This is a genomic window from Clostridium peptidivorans (assembly GCF_900205925.1).
Classification (GTDB): domain Bacteria; phylum Bacillota; class Clostridia; order Clostridiales; family Clostridiaceae; genus Clostridium_AK; species Clostridium_AK peptidivorans.
Map to the genome: position 1 here is coordinate 40,099 of NZ_OAOD01000020.1, position 15,813 is coordinate 55,911.

Annotated in this window: 13 protein-coding genes and 1 riboswitch; of the genes, 1 reads left to right on the top strand and 12 read right to left on the bottom strand. The window is 32.5% G+C overall.

Annotated elements, in window-relative coordinates; all coding sequences use genetic code 11:
• Positions 1–128 precede the first annotated feature (128 nt).
• From guaA to CRN98_RS14120, 5 genes are all read right to left on the bottom strand, one after another.
• The gene (gene guaA / locus CRN98_RS14100; protein ID WP_097028069.1) at positions 129–1,661 is read right to left on the bottom strand and encodes a glutamine-hydrolyzing GMP synthase; all 1,533 of its coding nucleotides are present in this window, start codon (positions 1,659–1,661) and stop codon (positions 129–131) included.
• A 62-nt stretch (positions 1,662–1,723) separates the two neighbouring features.
• Positions 1,724–3,178 (bottom strand): IMP dehydrogenase, encoded by a 1,455-nt coding sequence (guaB, locus tag CRN98_RS14105; RefSeq protein WP_097028070.1) that lies wholly within the window; start codon positions 3,176–3,178, stop codon positions 1,724–1,726.
• A gap of 176 nt (positions 3,179–3,354) precedes the next feature.
• A riboswitch (purine riboswitch) is annotated at positions 3,355–3,452 on the bottom strand.
• A 245-nt stretch (positions 3,453–3,697) separates the two neighbouring features.
• Positions 3,698–4,441: a prepilin peptidase gene (locus CRN98_RS14110; RefSeq protein ID WP_179632165.1), complete on the bottom strand. Its 744-nt coding sequence runs from the start codon at positions 4,439–4,441 to the stop codon at positions 3,698–3,700.
• Positions 4,442–4,523: 82 nt separating this feature from the next.
• Positions 4,524–6,143 (bottom strand): chaperonin GroEL, encoded by a 1,620-nt coding sequence (groL, locus tag CRN98_RS14115; RefSeq protein WP_097028071.1) that lies wholly within the window; start codon positions 6,141–6,143, stop codon positions 4,524–4,526.
• A 40-nt stretch (positions 6,144–6,183) separates the two neighbouring features.
• A complete protein-coding gene (locus tag CRN98_RS14120) occupies positions 6,184–6,456 on the bottom strand; it encodes a co-chaperone GroES (protein WP_097028072.1) in 273 nt (90 codons plus the stop codon).
• A 330-nt stretch (positions 6,457–6,786) separates the two neighbouring features.
• Between CRN98_RS14120 and CRN98_RS14125 the strand changes: the two genes are divergently transcribed.
• The gene (locus tag CRN98_RS14125) at positions 6,787–7,431 is read left to right on the top strand and encodes a TIGR01906 family membrane protein (RefSeq protein WP_097028073.1); all 645 of its coding nucleotides are present in this window, start codon (positions 6,787–6,789) and stop codon (positions 7,429–7,431) included.
• 3 nt (positions 7,432–7,434) lie between these two features.
• On the opposite strand, the gene CRN98_RS14130 is transcribed toward CRN98_RS14125, so the two are convergent.
• From CRN98_RS14130 to CRN98_RS14160, 7 genes are all read right to left on the bottom strand, one after another.
• Positions 7,435–8,166 carry a TVP38/TMEM64 family protein gene (locus CRN98_RS14130; RefSeq protein ID WP_097028074.1) on the bottom strand — a complete coding sequence of 244 codons (732 nt, stop codon included), beginning with the start codon at positions 8,164–8,166 and terminating at the stop codon, positions 7,435–7,437.
• 235 nt (positions 8,167–8,401) lie between these two features.
• The gene (locus CRN98_RS14135) at positions 8,402–9,889 is read right to left on the bottom strand and encodes a 4Fe-4S dicluster domain-containing protein (protein ID WP_097028075.1); all 1,488 of its coding nucleotides are present in this window, start codon (positions 9,887–9,889) and stop codon (positions 8,402–8,404) included.
• A gap of 197 nt (positions 9,890–10,086) precedes the next feature.
• Entirely contained in the window at positions 10,087–11,007 is a 921-nt protein-coding gene (locus tag CRN98_RS14140; RefSeq protein ID WP_097028076.1) for a DNA-3-methyladenine glycosylase family protein, read from the bottom strand.
• A gap of 868 nt (positions 11,008–11,875) precedes the next feature.
• Positions 11,876–13,258: an NADPH-dependent glutamate synthase gene (gltA, locus tag CRN98_RS14145; RefSeq protein ID WP_097028077.1), complete on the bottom strand. Its 1,383-nt coding sequence runs from the start codon at positions 13,256–13,258 to the stop codon at positions 11,876–11,878.
• Positions 13,258–14,148, bottom strand: a complete 891-nt coding sequence (locus CRN98_RS14150; RefSeq protein ID WP_097028078.1) for a sulfide/dihydroorotate dehydrogenase-like FAD/NAD-binding protein — start codon at positions 14,146–14,148, stop codon at positions 13,258–13,260. Before CRN98_RS14150 ends, gltA begins: the two co-directional genes overlap by 1 nt.
• A 283-nt stretch (positions 14,149–14,431) precedes the next feature.
• Complete coding sequence (locus CRN98_RS14155; RefSeq protein ID WP_097028079.1) at positions 14,432–15,280, bottom strand: 3-hydroxybutyryl-CoA dehydrogenase; 849 nt, start codon at positions 15,278–15,280, stop codon at positions 14,432–14,434.
• A 100-nt stretch (positions 15,281–15,380) separates the two neighbouring features.
• Positions 15,381–15,813 (bottom strand): electron transfer flavoprotein subunit alpha/FixB family protein (locus tag CRN98_RS14160; protein WP_143331304.1); only part of this gene is annotated, 433 nt, incomplete at its 5' end.

A 15,813-nucleotide genomic window follows, 5' to 3' on the forward strand; every position in this document is an offset into this window, starting at 1 on the left:
AAACACCTCCTAAAATCAATCAAAAAACGCAAAAAGTGTTTTTGATTATTTCTATTAGAAATTAATATCAAAAACACTTTTTATATTATCTAAGTTATTGATTTACAATAGGTTTCAACTAATACCTATTATTCCCACTCAATAGTTGAAGGTGGTTTTGAAGTTATATCATAAACTATTCTATTTACTCCATGAACTTCGTTAACTATCCTTCTTGAAACTTTATCTAAAACTTCATAAGGTATTCTAGCCCAATCTGAAGTCATTCCATCTGATGAAGTTACTCCTCTTAGTGCTATTGTGTGACAGTAAGTTCTTTCATCTCCCATAACTCCTACTGATTGTATGTTTGGAAGACAAGCAAAGTACTGCCATACCTTTCCTTCTAATCCTGCATTAGCTATTTCTTCTCTGAATATAGCATCTGCTTCTCTAACTAAAACTAGCTTTTCTTCTGTAACTTCTCCAAGTACTCTTATTGCAAGACCTGGTCCTGGGAATGGCTGTCTCCAAACTAAGTTATGAGGTATTCCAATTTCTTCTCCAACAGCTCTTACTTCATCTTTAAATAACTCTCTTAAAGGCTCTATAAGACTAAATTGAATGTCCTCTGGAAGTCCTCCTACATTATGATGACTCTTTATAGTAGCAGAAGTTCCTGTTCCACTTTCAACTACATCTGCATATATAGTACCTTGAACAAGGAAACTTATTTCTCCTAGCTTATTTGCCTCTTCCTCAAATACTCTTATAAATTCTTCACCTATTATTTTTCTCTTTTTCTCTGGATCACTTACACCTTTAAGCTTTCCTAAAAATCTATCTTGAGCATTTACTCTTATTAAGTTCATATCAAACTGCTTTTTAAATATTTCTTCAACCTGGTCTCCTTCATCTTTTCTAAGTAAACCATGATCTACAAATATACATGTTAACTGTTTGCCTATAGCTTTATGAACAAGCACTGCAGCTACAGATGAATCAACTCCACCTGATAGTGCACAAATTACTTTTTTGTCTCCTACTTTTTCTTTTATAGCTTTAATCTGTTGTTCAGCAAAAGAAGACATTGACCAATCTCCCTTTAATCCACAGATATTGAATAGGAAGTTTGATAGCATTTTCTTTCCAAAAGGAGTATGCTCTACTTCTGGATGGAATTGAACTCCATATATTTTTCTTTCAACATGCTCCATAGCTGCAACAGGAGTTTGAGTTGTAGTTCCAACTATTCTAAAACCTTCTGGAGCCACTTCTACATAATCTGTATGACTCATCCAACAACTTTCATTCTCTTCTATTCCATCAAATAGTAGACATGTTTTATCTAATTTTACGTCTGTTTTACCATATTCTCTTTTATCAGGGCTTTTAACATTTCCTCCAAGAGTATGGGCAATAAGCTGTTCACCGTAGCATATTCCAAGTACTGGAACACCTAATTCAAATATTTCTTTATCGATTCTTGGAGCTCCTTCACCATAAACGCTGTTAGGTCCTCCAGTAAAAATTATTCCTTTAGGATTTTTTTCTTTTATTTTATCTATTGAATATGTGTATGGAATTATTTCGCAATATACATTATTTTCTCTTACTCTTCTAGCAATAAGCTGGTTGTACTGTCCACCAAAATCAACTACTAAAACTAATTCCTTTTCCATAGTTACCTCCTCAGGGGTTATTAATTATCTATTAGTAATATTCAATTCAAATTTATTTTTAATTACTGTGATACGCTGTAATTTGGAGCTTCCTTTGTCATTACTATATCATGAGGATGGCTTTCTCTAAGACCTGCTGATGTTTGAACTACAAATCTAGCTGTTTCATATAGATCAACTAAAGTCTTAGAACCTAAATATCCCATACCTGAACGAATTCCACCAAGTAACTGGAATATTGTCTCTGATACAAATCCCTTATATGGAAGTCTTCCTTCTACGCCTTCTGGAACAAGTTTCTTATTATCTTCTTGGAAATATCTATCCTTACTTCCACAAGCCATAGCTGCAAGAGAACCCATACCTCTATAAACTTTATAACTTCTTCCTTGATATATTTCAGTTTCTCCTGGAGATTCCTCACATCCTGCAAACATAGAACCCATCATGCAAACCTTAGCTCCAGCAGCTAGTGCCTTAACTATATCTCCTGAGTACTTTAATCCTCCATCTGCTATAACAGGTACTCCATATTTATTAGCTTCTTCAACACAATCCATTACAGCTGTAAGCTGTGGTACACCAACTCCTGCTACAACTCTTGTAGTACAGATGGATCCTGGTCCTATACCAACTTTTATACAGTCTGCTCCAGCTTCTATAAGATCCTTAGTTGCTTCTGCAGTAGCTACATTACCTGCAATAACTTGAAGCTCTGGATACTCTTTCTTTATAGTTCTTACAGCTTCTATAACACCTTTTGAATGTCCATGAGCAGTATCTACAGTTATAACATCTACATGTGCATCAACTAAAGCTTTAACTCTTTCCATCATATCCTTAGTTACACCTACAGCTGCACCACATAAAAGTCTGCCTTTACTATCCTTTGCACTATTAGGAAATTTTCTTACCTTTTCTATATCCTTTATAGTTATAAGTCCTTTTAAGTTATTATCCTTATCAACTAATGGAAGTTTTTCTATTCTATGCTCTTTGAGTATTGCCTTAGCTTCTTCTATAGTTGTATTTTCTGGTGCTGTAATTAAATTTTCTTTTGTCATTACATCTGATATTTTCTTTGAATAATCTTGCTCAAATACTATATCTCTATTTGTTATAATTCCTATTAATTTTCCGCTCACTGTTACAGGAATACCAGATATTCTATACTTACTCATAAGTTCTAATGCATCTTGAAGAGTATTTTCTGGAGATAAAAAAAATGGATCAGTTATAACTCCGTTTTCTTGTCTTTTAACTCTGTCCACTTCCATAGCTTGCTGATCAATTGTCATGTTTTTGTGTATTATACCAATACCACCTTCACGAGCCATAGCTATTCCCATTTTGGATTCTGTAACAGTATCCATTCCAGCACTCATAAGTGGTATGTTTAAGCTAATAGTCTTAGTCAAATTTGTTTTAAGAGTAACACCATTAGGTAATATTTCTGATTTATTTGGAACTAAAAGTACATCGTCAAAAGTATATCCTTGTTTTAAAATAATTGCCATTTAATCCACTCTCCCTTATATAATTTTTTAGAATTTAATTTTATTGCAGCTCATCACATCTAAAGTTCATGAAAATGTTTATTATTATTATTTGCTCTAAACCTATAATTTATAGACAAAAAAACATGCTAATTTTACTTATTCTCTATAAGTGAAATTAGCATGTACAACTTAATACACGTCTATCTTTCACTCATAGTCAGGAATTTACGGCTCCCGGTAGATACTCCCTGCCATATTCAGGGGATATATGAGTTATGTTTATATTTGATATGTTTCCTTCATTAATTTTAACTATTGACATTATTCTATTGAATTTTTCGTAATTTGTCAATTATTTTATTTCACATTATTAAATATAAAAATGTAATGTAAATGTTTAATAATCTAACTTTCTAATAATCTCTAGTTACTCTTATTTAAACATGTCTGCAATGCTGTCAAAGCCTTCTTTCTTACTATCATAAAACTCATAGTCATTAGACATAACAGATTCATTAAATACACTCTACCTTAATTTTATAATAAATACCACGTTATAATGTCTTGTCCCCAAAGTATAGTTATAATAGAAGCTACTACTATAAATGGTCCAAATGGCACATAATCTTTTCTAGTTTTTTTCTTTAAGGCTATAAGCGCTAGTCCTATCACGGATCCAATAATAAAGGATAAAAATAGCATTAATAACGTTAGTTTAAATCCTAAAAATAATCCGCATACGGAGCAAATTTCCGCATCTCCCCATCCCATGCCACCTTTAGTTATAAGTATTATTAAAGATAAAGTTCCCCCACCTATGATACTCCCATATATGTAATTTATTACAGGCAGTCCCATATAGACATGCAGAGCTAAAAAAGTTACAGCTACGATAAATCCTGTTAACGTAGTTTTAAAGTAAACATTTGTAGTATCTAAATCAATCATTCCTATAACAATTAAAATACTTACCATTATAATATACTTTATAGTTTCTAAGGTAACACCATATTTTATATAAACTAGCACATATAATATCCCTGTTAAAAATTCAATCATTGGATATCTTATTGACACTTTTTCTCTACAATACCTGCACCTTCCCTTTAATAAAATATAACTTAAAATTGGAATTAAATCATAAGACTTTAATTTACCTTTACAGCTAGTACAATGAGATGGTGGATATAAAATAGATTCCTCCTTAGGTATTCTATAAATACATACATTTAAAAAACTTCCAATTATAATTCCCAAAATAAAAATAATTAAGTATTCCATAATATTAATCCTCATTATAAACAACTAATATACTTTAGTACAAAAATAAAGCCGTGGATCTAGTCCACAGCTTATTTTTATATTAATACATTCCGTCCATTCCTGGTCCTGGCATTGGAGCAGGATTTTTTTCTGGCATATCAGCTACAGCAGCTTCTGTTGTTAAGAAAGTAGCAGCTACTGATGCAGCATTTTGAAGTGCAGATCTTGTAACCTTAGTTGGGTCAATTATACCAGCTTCTATCATATTTATATATTTGTCATTTAAAGCATCATAACCTACGCCAACTTCGCCATTTTTAACTCTTTCTATTACTACAGAACCTTCTACTCCAGCATTAGTAGCTATTTGTCTTACTGGTTCTTCAAGAGCTTTTCTTATAATATCAATACCAACTTTGATATCTATTACGTCAGAAGTTAATTCTTGCATTTCTTTAAGAGCACTTACATATGCAGTTCCACCACCTGGAACAATTCCTTCTTCCACAGCGGCTTTAGTAGCTGCTAAAGCATCTTCTATTCTTAGCTTTCTTTCTTTTAATTCAGTTTCTGTTGCAGCACCAACTTTGATTACAGCTACTCCACCAGCTAGTTTTGCAAGTCTTTCCTGTAGTTTTTCTCTGTCAAAGTCAGATGAGGATTCATCTATCTGAGCCTTTATCTGGTTAACTCTATCTTTTATAGCTTCTTTATGGCCTCTTCCGTTAACTATTGTAGTATTTTCCTTAGTAATCTTAACGGATTCAGCTATTCCAAGCATATCTAATGTAACATCCTTTAGATCTCTTCCTAATTCTTCAGCAATAACTTCTCCACCAGTTAGTATTGCTATATCCTGAAGCATATCTTTTCTTCTGTCACCAAATCCAGGAGCTTTAACCGCTACGCAAGTAAATGTTCCTCTTAATTTGTTAACAACAAGTGTTGCTAATGCTTCTCCTTCTATATCTTCAGCTACTATTAACAGCTTTCTTCCCTGTTGAACTATTTTTTCAAGTATTGGAAGTATATCCTGTATGCTAGTTATCTTTTTATCTGTAATTAATATATATGGTTCTTCAAGCACTGCTTCCATCTTTTCAGAATCAGTTACCATATATGCACTTAAGTATCCTCTATCAAACTGCATTCCTTCAACAACATCTAATTCAGTTCCCATAGATTTTGATTCTTCAATAGTTATAACACCTTCGTTGCCCACTTTTTCCATAGCATCTGCTATAAGCTTTCCTATTTCTTCATCAGCTGCTGAATTTGCTGCAACGCTTGCTATGTCTTCTTTTCCATTTATCTGTTTTGAAATATTTTTAATTTCCTCTACAGCTTTTGCTACTGCCATCTGTATTCCACGTCTAATTAGCATTGGATTAGATCCTGCTGTAACGTTCTTTAATCCTTCTCTAATTATAGCTTGAGCAAGTAATGTAGCTGTTGTAGTACCATCTCCTGCTACATCATTTGTCTTAGTTGCAACTTCTTTTACAAGTTGTGCTCCCATATTTTCATATGCATCTTCAAGTTCAATTTCTCTTGCTATAGTAACACCATCGTTAGTTATAAGTGGTGATCCAAATTTTTTATCTAAAACAACATTTCTTCCCTTTGGTCCTAAAGTAACCTTAACTGTATTTGCAAGCTTATCTACACCTGCTTGCATAGCTCTTCTAGCTTCTTCTCCAAATAATAAGCTCTTTGCCATATTACACTTACCTCCTAGATAATTAATTTATATTTTGAAATTATTCTAAAACAGCTAATATATCATCCTGTTTTAATATTGTGTATTCTACGCCATCAATTTTAACTTCATTTCCTGCATACTTAGAAAATAATACTTTATCTCCTACTTTTAATTCCATTACAACTTCTTTTCCACCAGGTCCTACTGCTACTACCTCAGCTTCTTGTGGTTTTTCCTTAGCGGTTCCTGGTAAAACTATTCCGCTCTTTGTAGTTTCTTCTACTTCAATTCTTTTAATAACAACTCTGTCTCCAAGTGGTCTAATTCTCATTTTAAACCCTCCTTAAAATATTTATGTTTATAAGAATGAATCATCTCAAATAAATCGAGATGTATTAATTAATTTTTTATCATTAGCACTCACCATCAATGAGTGCTAATACAATTATTATAATAAAGAATAGCATATATAATATCAAATGTAAATGTTACCCTTATTTATTCTTTCTGTTAAATTATACCCTATTATTATAATTTATCTATATTTTTTGGCATTTTGCTTATTTTTTCTTTTATTTTCTAATACTATATTTTAATAAAATACTCCAAACTATATAATATCATTACAACATAATTAATATTTCCAGGAGGTGGCATTTTTATGAAAAAAATTCATGCTTTATTAAAATATATCTTTGTGCTTTCATTGACACTATTTGCTATAACCCTTTCAGTAAAAATCACTGTGAATTTCAGACAATTATATTATTTTGATATAAAGTATTTAGGCATAGAAAAATTTGTAAATATGAGTGCAAGCGAAATCAAAAAAAATTATAATTATCTTATAAGTTTTTTATATTCTCCTCCTAATACACAATTTAAATTGCCCTCTTTTAAAGCTTCTCATGAAGGTGTAATACACTTTTATGAAGTTAGAAAAATATTTTCTTTAGTTGACAAAATATTTTACATATCGCTTCTGTTAAATTCAGTTGCTGTATACCTATGTTATAAATATAAAAATTTTTCAATTTTTAAATATAGTTCTTGGCTTTTAGTTTCTCTACCCATATTTTTACTCACAGTATTTTCAATCAACTTTAACAAAGTTTTTAATACCTTTCATGCTATATTTTTTAATAATGATTACTGGATATTTGATATAGATAAAGATCCTGTAATACGCATACTTCCTGAAGAATTCTTTATGCACTGTGCTATACTTATAGCTGTGTTAATACTTATATTTTCAGTAATATATATGATATTTTATAAAAATAAGCATAATGCAATAAAGCCCTAAAATTTAGGGCTCTTCTTTTTCTCCATTCCTTATTATATTTTTTATTATTTTTTCTCCCTTTATTATACCTAATGTAAAAAGCACTGTTGCAACTACAGCTATTCCAATTAATAATGGATTATTGTCAGTACCTATTTTAGCTCCAAAGTAAGCAGATAAAAATATTCCAGGAAATCTCCCTAAAGTGGAATATACAACAAAATTTTTAAGACTAATATCTGAAATTCCACATATATAAGCTAATGCATCCTTTGGAATCCCAGGTACTAAATAAAGTATAAATACTATGTAATTTACACTTCCAAGCTTTAATATCTTTTTAAAAAATTTTAAATGTCTATTGGATATAATTCTTTCTACAAAAGGTTTACCATATATATTACATATTATAAATATTATAATGCTACCTAAACAAATACCTACAAGTGAAATTATACTGCCAGATACCGTTCCAAAAATGTATCCACCTGCAATTTGAACTATCTCACCAGGAATAAAAAATACTACTACCTGTAGCATTTGCAGAAGGATAAATGCTAGTATACTATACTGTCCATAGGAATTAATGAGATTTCTAACTTCGTTTGGATCTTTTAATATGTAAAAATAATCATGGAAATACTTATATCCCACAAATAAAAACAATATAAATAAAGCAGAAAATATTATAACTCCCATGTTTTCCTTTATATATTCAAACACCTCTAGTAAACCATCTTGTTTTCCACCTTTCATATACTTCACCCTCTTTAGTAAATAGTACCTATTCTCTACCTTTTCTATTATATCAAAACTTTTAAATATATTTATTATTATCTTATGATATATGCAGTTATATACACTTTTGTAAATGACATTTAATAGCTAATTATATACTATAGTATTGAAAATTTCTTTAGTCCATAACTTGTGATTAGAGATTAGTCACTATAGACTGAAAGGGGAAGTTGCCCTGGCAACTTCCCTTTTACTATCTCTCCATATTAACTTCTTCATAATGCTTTAAATTTTCATTATCAATAACATGTTTTATTTGAGCTTCCCTACTAAATTTTGCAAGCTGTGGTCTTGCCTTCATCATAGAAACCATAGTAGCTGGGCCACCTATGCATCCACCTTCGCACATCATACCTTCAATAAAGTTTCCTTCTAATCTTCCGGATTTAGCCATCATCATAGCTCTCTTTATTTCAAATGGGCCACTTACTTTAACAGGGTTAAATTCTACATTAACTTCTTTTTTCTCTATATAGTTTTCAATAGCAGCTGTAAGTCCTCCGCCTTGAGCAAATCCTCTTCCAAAGGATGATGCATCATTTATATCTTCATCCTCTAAATTTTGAGGTTCTATATCATATGCTCCCATCAAAGCTGTAATTTCTTCAAAAGTCATAACATAATCTACTGAATCTTTAACACTTGGTCTCTTAATTTCACTTTTCTTAGCAGTACATGGTCCTACAAATACAACTACCGCTTCTGGATCCATTTTCTTTATCATTCTTCCTGTGGCTACCATAGGAGATACTGTACCTGATACCTTATCTATTTGATCTGGGAATTTCTTTTCAATGTAGTTTAAGAAACCTGGACAACAGGAGTTAGTCATATACTTATCTCCCTTTTCCATTCTTTCCACAAACTCATTGCCTTCATGTACAACTACTGCATCTGCACCACAAGCTGCCTCCACCATATCTACAAATCCCATTTTCTTAAATGCCGCTTTCACCTGTCCAACTTTTGCTTTATTACCAAATTGACCTGTAATAGCTGGTGCCACCACTGCATATACCTTTTTCTTATCCATAAGTGAACGAGTTACATCTACTATATAACTTTTGTCAGATATAGCTCCAAATGGGCATGCTCCCATACACGCACCACAGTTTACACAATCCTTTTTATCTATAGTAGCTCTGTTATTATCTAAATTCATTTGAAGAGCTCCTGTAGGACATGCTCTCTTACAAGGTCTCATTACTTCTGCTACAGCTCCATAAGGGCACGCCTGTTTACATAGTCCACACTCTTTACATGTTTCATGATTTATATAAGCTCTTCCTGCTGCTCTTGTAATAGACCCTGCTGGGCATACTTCCATACACTTATGCTGTATACATCCTCTACATGCTTCTGTTACAATAAATCTATTTATAGGACACTTATCACAAGCCGCATCAATTACATATACTATTTGATCATTATCTTCTACATGTACAAACTTTTCAGCCTCTTGTCCATTTGGAAGACAGCCTATTGCAAGTTTTGCTCTTTCATAAACTATTGCTCTTTCTCTATATACACAACATCTATATTCTGCTGTATCACCTTCTATTATAGTAAACGGAACTTTTTCTAATTCCTCTTTGTTTAATCTATCTTCCAAAGTCATCTTAGCCACTTCTTTAAGCACTAAATATTTTAATTTTTTTAATTGAGTTTCAAATTCCATAATTTTAGCTCCTCCTAATTTTCAAAAAAGTAATTTAATTGTGTGAATAAATTACTTAAATCGTTACTACAGTTTTGTAACTGTAGATTTTTCTTACTATATATATTATAACAGAAACTCAAAAAAAATTAATACATATTTGCGATTTTTTTAACAATTTTTTTTACCTTTGCTGTCACCGTTTGATATTGTAGTTGAATTTACCCAATTATGTTATTTTCTCGAGCATAATAAAACAAATATTGTTGAGCAAAACCTGATAGTTCTCCAAATTTTTCACGAGCAAAATCTCTAATTTTCTTTAAAGATACATCTGGAGCTACATAGAAATGTTGCATAGCCCTTTTCACCCATACATCTACTGGAAATGCAGAGTATTTTTCCATAGAAAACAGCATTATACAATCTGCCACCTTAGGACCTATTCCCATAAAATTTTGAAGTTCCTTATGACATTCATCATCATTTTTGCTTATTATTAAATTTATATCAAAGCTTTCATTGTAAGTTTGACTTAATTGATTTAAACTGTTATATATTTTTTCAACTGTATCTCTTATATATTTTGCTCTAAAGCCTGTTCCTATGCTTTCCAATTCCTCTTCTGTAGCAGCATGTAATTTCTCTATTGTGGGAAAAGCATAATAAGTTTTATTCTTATAATAAAGAGGCTCTCCGAAATTTTTACTTATCTTTTCTATAGCTCTTTTTATCATTGGTATTCTATTATTTGCAGATATTATAAAGGAAACAATAAGTTCAAAAGGCTCCTGCTTTAAAAGTCTTATTCCATGACCAAATTCTACTGCTTTTTTTAAAAGATCATCTTTGCTTAATATACCTTTTATATCTCCATAGTCTCTAGTTAAATCAAAATATTCCATCCAGATATTTTTAAATTCTTCTTCTGTAGCATTATATATTAAAACATCATTATTTCTTTTTTCTACTTCTATCACACGTCCAAAAGCTACCCCTATATATCTGCCATCCTCTTGTTTATTCCATCTAAAGCACTGTCCACATTCAAAAATATGTGGTAGTTCAAAGTTTAAAACATCCTTTACAACTACCACACTTATATCATTTTCTATATATGTTTCTATATAATTAAAATCCATCTTTTATCTCTCCTTTTAGAAATTTTGCGACATATTTAATGTTGAACAGGTCGTATGGAATTTGCATTTAGGAAAGCGTTCGCTACTCAAAAAGCTCTAATATTTCTTCCTTTTAAGGCGCCTAAGCCTTCTAAACTCGCTATAGCTCAAACAATAGAAGACTCTATACGGCGCCTTAAAATCAGAAATAAAGAGCTTTTAATTGTTTGCTCAATGCTTTCCACAATGCAAAATCCATACTTGTGTTCAACATTAAAAATATCATTCATGCTTACCTGACTAAAGGACTGGTAAGTCCGCAAAACCGATATGTCGCAAGATACTATTTATCCAATTTCCTATATAAAACTACCCATCTTTGACTAATGAATTAAGTTTTCTATTCATTACTTATAACTTCTTATAAACTCTCGGGCTGTCGCCTAAAATATTTTTACGTGCCAAATCTTAAAATGTTTTAGAAATTCAGTCGGCTGAATTTCTTCCTTCAGCAGTTCACATGGAGAACTTTTTAATGCTCAGGAGCATAGAATTTTCATCGTAGAAGGCATTGAATGAGCCTTAGAACGGCTTTATTTACAAATTTAAAATACCGTTAAGAGACGCCTATTGTCTGAGCGACAGCGAGTTTAAGCGGCTTAGGGATCTTAAATTTATAAATATTAGCCGCTCTCGGCGAAATGAACGCCTTCCTAGATGAAAATTCTATACGACACAGAGCATTAAAAACGTCGTAATATCCTTTTATTATACTTCTATAACAAAGTTTTTATTCATACCTGGAACAAAGGTACTAGATACTAGGATTATAAGAAACTTTGTATGACAAAGTTTCTACATTTCCTAACTCCTAGCACCTAACACCTAATTACTTACTTAAAAATTCATCAATAGCCTTTGCTGCTTTTTTACCTGCTCCCATGGCAAGTATAACTGTAGCTGCTCCTGTTACAGCATCTCCACCGGCAAATATTCCTTCTTTAGTAGTCTTACCTGTTTCATCTTCTGCAATGATGCATCCCCATTTATTTGTATCTAATCCTTCAGTGGTTGAAGTTATAAGCGGATTTGGAGAAGTTCCAAGGGCCATTATAACTGTGTCTAATTCTATTTCATACTCTGAATCTTTTATTTCTACAGGTCTTCTTCTTCCAGACTCATCAGGAGCACCAAGTTCCATCTTAATGCTCTTCATACCTTTCACCCACCCATTTTCGTCACTAAGTATTTCTATTGGGTTTGTAAGTAAGTCAAATATTATTCCTTCTTCCTTAGCGTGGTGAATTTCCTCTCTTCTTGCTGGAAGTTCTTCTTCCGATCTTCTATAAACTATATGAACTTCTGCTCCAAGTCTTCTTGCAGTTCTAGCAGCATCCATAGCTACGTTACCACCGCCAACTACAGCAAGCTTTGTTCCTACCTTTACAGGAGTATCATAATCATTTCTAAATGCTTTCATAAGATTATTTCTAGTTAAAAACTCATTGGCAGAAAATACTCCATTAAGATTTTCCCCAGGTATCCCCATAAACTTCGGAAGTCCTGCCCCTGAGCCTACAAATACAGCACCGAAACCTTCTTCTTCCATAAGTTCTTCAATAGTAACAGTTCTACCTACTATAACATCTGTTTCAATTTTTACGCCTAATTTTTTTACATTTTCTATTTCATGTTTTACCACAGTTTCCTTTGGAAGTCTAAATTCAGGTATTCCATATACCAAAACTCCGCCTGCTTCATGTAAAGCTTCAAAGATAGTAACATCATATCCCATTTTAGCTAGGTCTCCTGCACAAGTAAGCCCAGCCGGTCCACTTCCTATAACTGCAACCCTTTTATTTTTCTTATCACTCTTTACAGTTAAGTCTATGTTATTTTCTCTTGACCAGTCTCCAATAAATCTTTCAAGTTTACCAATTGCTACTGGCTCCCCCTTAATCCCAAGTATACATTTGCCTTCACATTGGCTTTCCTGTGGACATACTCTTCCACATACTGCTGGAAGTGAACTATCTCTATTTATCACCCTTGCTGCCTCTTCAAAATTCCCCTCTTTTAAATGCTGTATAAACTCAGGTATATTTATAGCTACAGGGCATTTAGGAACACACATTGGATTTTTACAATTTAAACATCTTTTTGCTTCCTTTATGGCTTCTTCTTCAGTATAACCTAAAGATACTTCCTTAAAATTTTTCACTCTTTCCTCAGGGCTCTGTTCTTTAGATAAAGTTCTTTTAAATTTATCCATTATTCCTCACCATCCAATCCTACAAAGCATTTATGACCTTCTGCTTTTTCCTGGTCTTCAAGTAACTTTTTGCCTTCCTCTGTCTTATACATACCTTGTCTTCTCATAGCTTCCTCAAAGTCTACTTCATGTCCATCAAATTCTGGACCTTCTACACAGGCAAACCTTGTTTTTCCAGCTACCGTAACTCTACAAGCTCCACACATACCTGTACCATCTACCATTAAAGTATTTAAACTTACTATGGTTTTTAAATTATATTCTTTAGTAAGCTTTGTGACAAACTTCATCATTATCATAGGGCCTATAGCTACAACTAAATCGTATTCCTTCTTATCTTCGTCAATTAACTTTTTAAGAAGATCTGTAACCAACCCTTTAAATCCATAGGAACCATCATCAGTTGCCACATACATACTTCCAGCTACTTCTTTCATTTCTTCTTCAAGTATTAGGGTTTCCTTTGATTTAGTTCCAACTATTACATCCGCCTTTACGCCTACAGAATTTAACCACTTAACCTGTGGATATACCGGAGCAGCTCCAACACCACCTGCAATAAATATTATTTTCTTTTTCTTTAACTCTTCTAAGTCTTCATGAACTAATTCAGAAGGCTGTCCAAGTGGTCCTACAAAATCCATAAAATACTCTCCGACCTCTAAAGCCGCCATCTTTTTTGTAGAGCTTCCAACCACCTGAAATACTATTGTTACGGATTTTTTCTCCTTATCATAATCACAAATAGTTAAAGGTATTCTTTCTCCTCTTTCATCCATTCTTACTATTACAAATTGTCCTGGCTTTGCTGATTTGGCAACTCTTGGTGCTTCTATATCCATAAGATAAATATTTGGTGCTAAAAGTCTTTTATTTAAAATTTTATACATTTATTTCCCTCCTTTAATTAATCTTTACTTAGACAATTATAAAACTATGTACGCCTCATAAATTAGCACATTTTAGCTAAATAAAGTGTTTCATTTCTTATAGACTATTATATATAAATAATAGTCAAATAATCAACTAAAAAAGTAAGATAATTTAAGATATTCTTAAAATCAAACCATGAAATCAGCGATATAAGAGGTAATATAAAAATTTTAGCTAAGTAAGTCTTAATAATAAAAAAACTAGAGTCCTATTAAAGACTCTAGCTTTATATATTTAAAATTATTTTGCGTAGTTGTGGAATCCTCTTCCTGATTTTCTTCCAAGCCATCCAGCTCTTACGTATTTTCTAAGTAAGGAGTGAGCTCTGTATTTTGAGTCTCCTGTTTCTGTGTATAATACGTCCATTATAGCAAGGCATACATCTAATCCTATTAAGTCTCCTAATGCAAGAGGTCCCATTGGATGGTTAGCTCCAAGCATCATAGCCTTATCTATATCTTCTGCAGAAGCTATTCCTTCAGCAAAAATTCCAATTCCTTCGTTGATCATTGGAATTAATATTCTGTTTACAACGAATCCTGGAGCTTCAGCAACTTCTACTGGATCCTTGCCAATTGCTACTGATGCTTCTTTAACAGCATCGAAAGTTTCCTGTGATGTAGCCATTCCTCTGATTATTTCTACAAGCTTCATAACTGGAGCTGGGTTAAAGAAATGCATTCCTATAACCTTGTCTGGTCTTGCTGTAGCTGTAGCTATTTCAGTTATGGATAAAGATGAAGTATTTGAGGAAAGAATAGTTTCTGGCTTACAGATTCTATCTAATTCAGCAAATATTTCTCTCTTTATTTTCATGTTTTCTACTGCTGCTTCTATAACTAAATCACAATCAGCTGCCATGTTTAGGTCAACTGTTCCAGTTAATCTTTCAAGTATAGCATCCATATCTTCCTGAGCCATTTTTCCCTTAGCAACTAACTTAGAAAGACTTTTGTTTATTCCGTTAAGTCCTCTTTCTACGAACTCATCCTTTATATCTCTTAATACTACTTCATAACCTTTTGCTGCAAAAGCTTGAGCAATACCTGCTCCCATAGTTCCTGCACCAAGAACACAAATCTTTTTCATAATATATACCCTCCCTAAACAAATATATTTTATAGTTTAACAAAACATATGAAAATATACATGTTTGCACTAACAAAAGTGCAAACATGTATTATAAATGCTAGTTTTTAGCTTCTTTTATTTGAGCTATTAGTTCAGGAACAACTTTCTTGAAGTCTCCTACTAATGCTACATCAGCTATCTGCATAATTGGAGCGCCTTCATCTTTATTTATAGCTATTATAAAGTCAGAATCCTGCATACCAGCCAAATGCTGAATAGCTCCGGAAATACCTACTGCAATGTATATCTTAGGTCTAACTGTTTTACCAGTTTGTCCTACCTGGTAAGCTTTATCGATCCAAGCGTTATCTATAGCAGCACGGGATCCTCCTATGTTTCCATCTAAAACATCAGCTAATTCTTGAAGTAATTCAAAGTTTTCTTTTGATCCTACTCCTCTACCACCAGATACGATGAATTCAGCTTCAGTTATATCAGCTACACTCTTAGCTAATTTAACAACTTCTTCAGTCTTAGTTCTGATGTCAGAT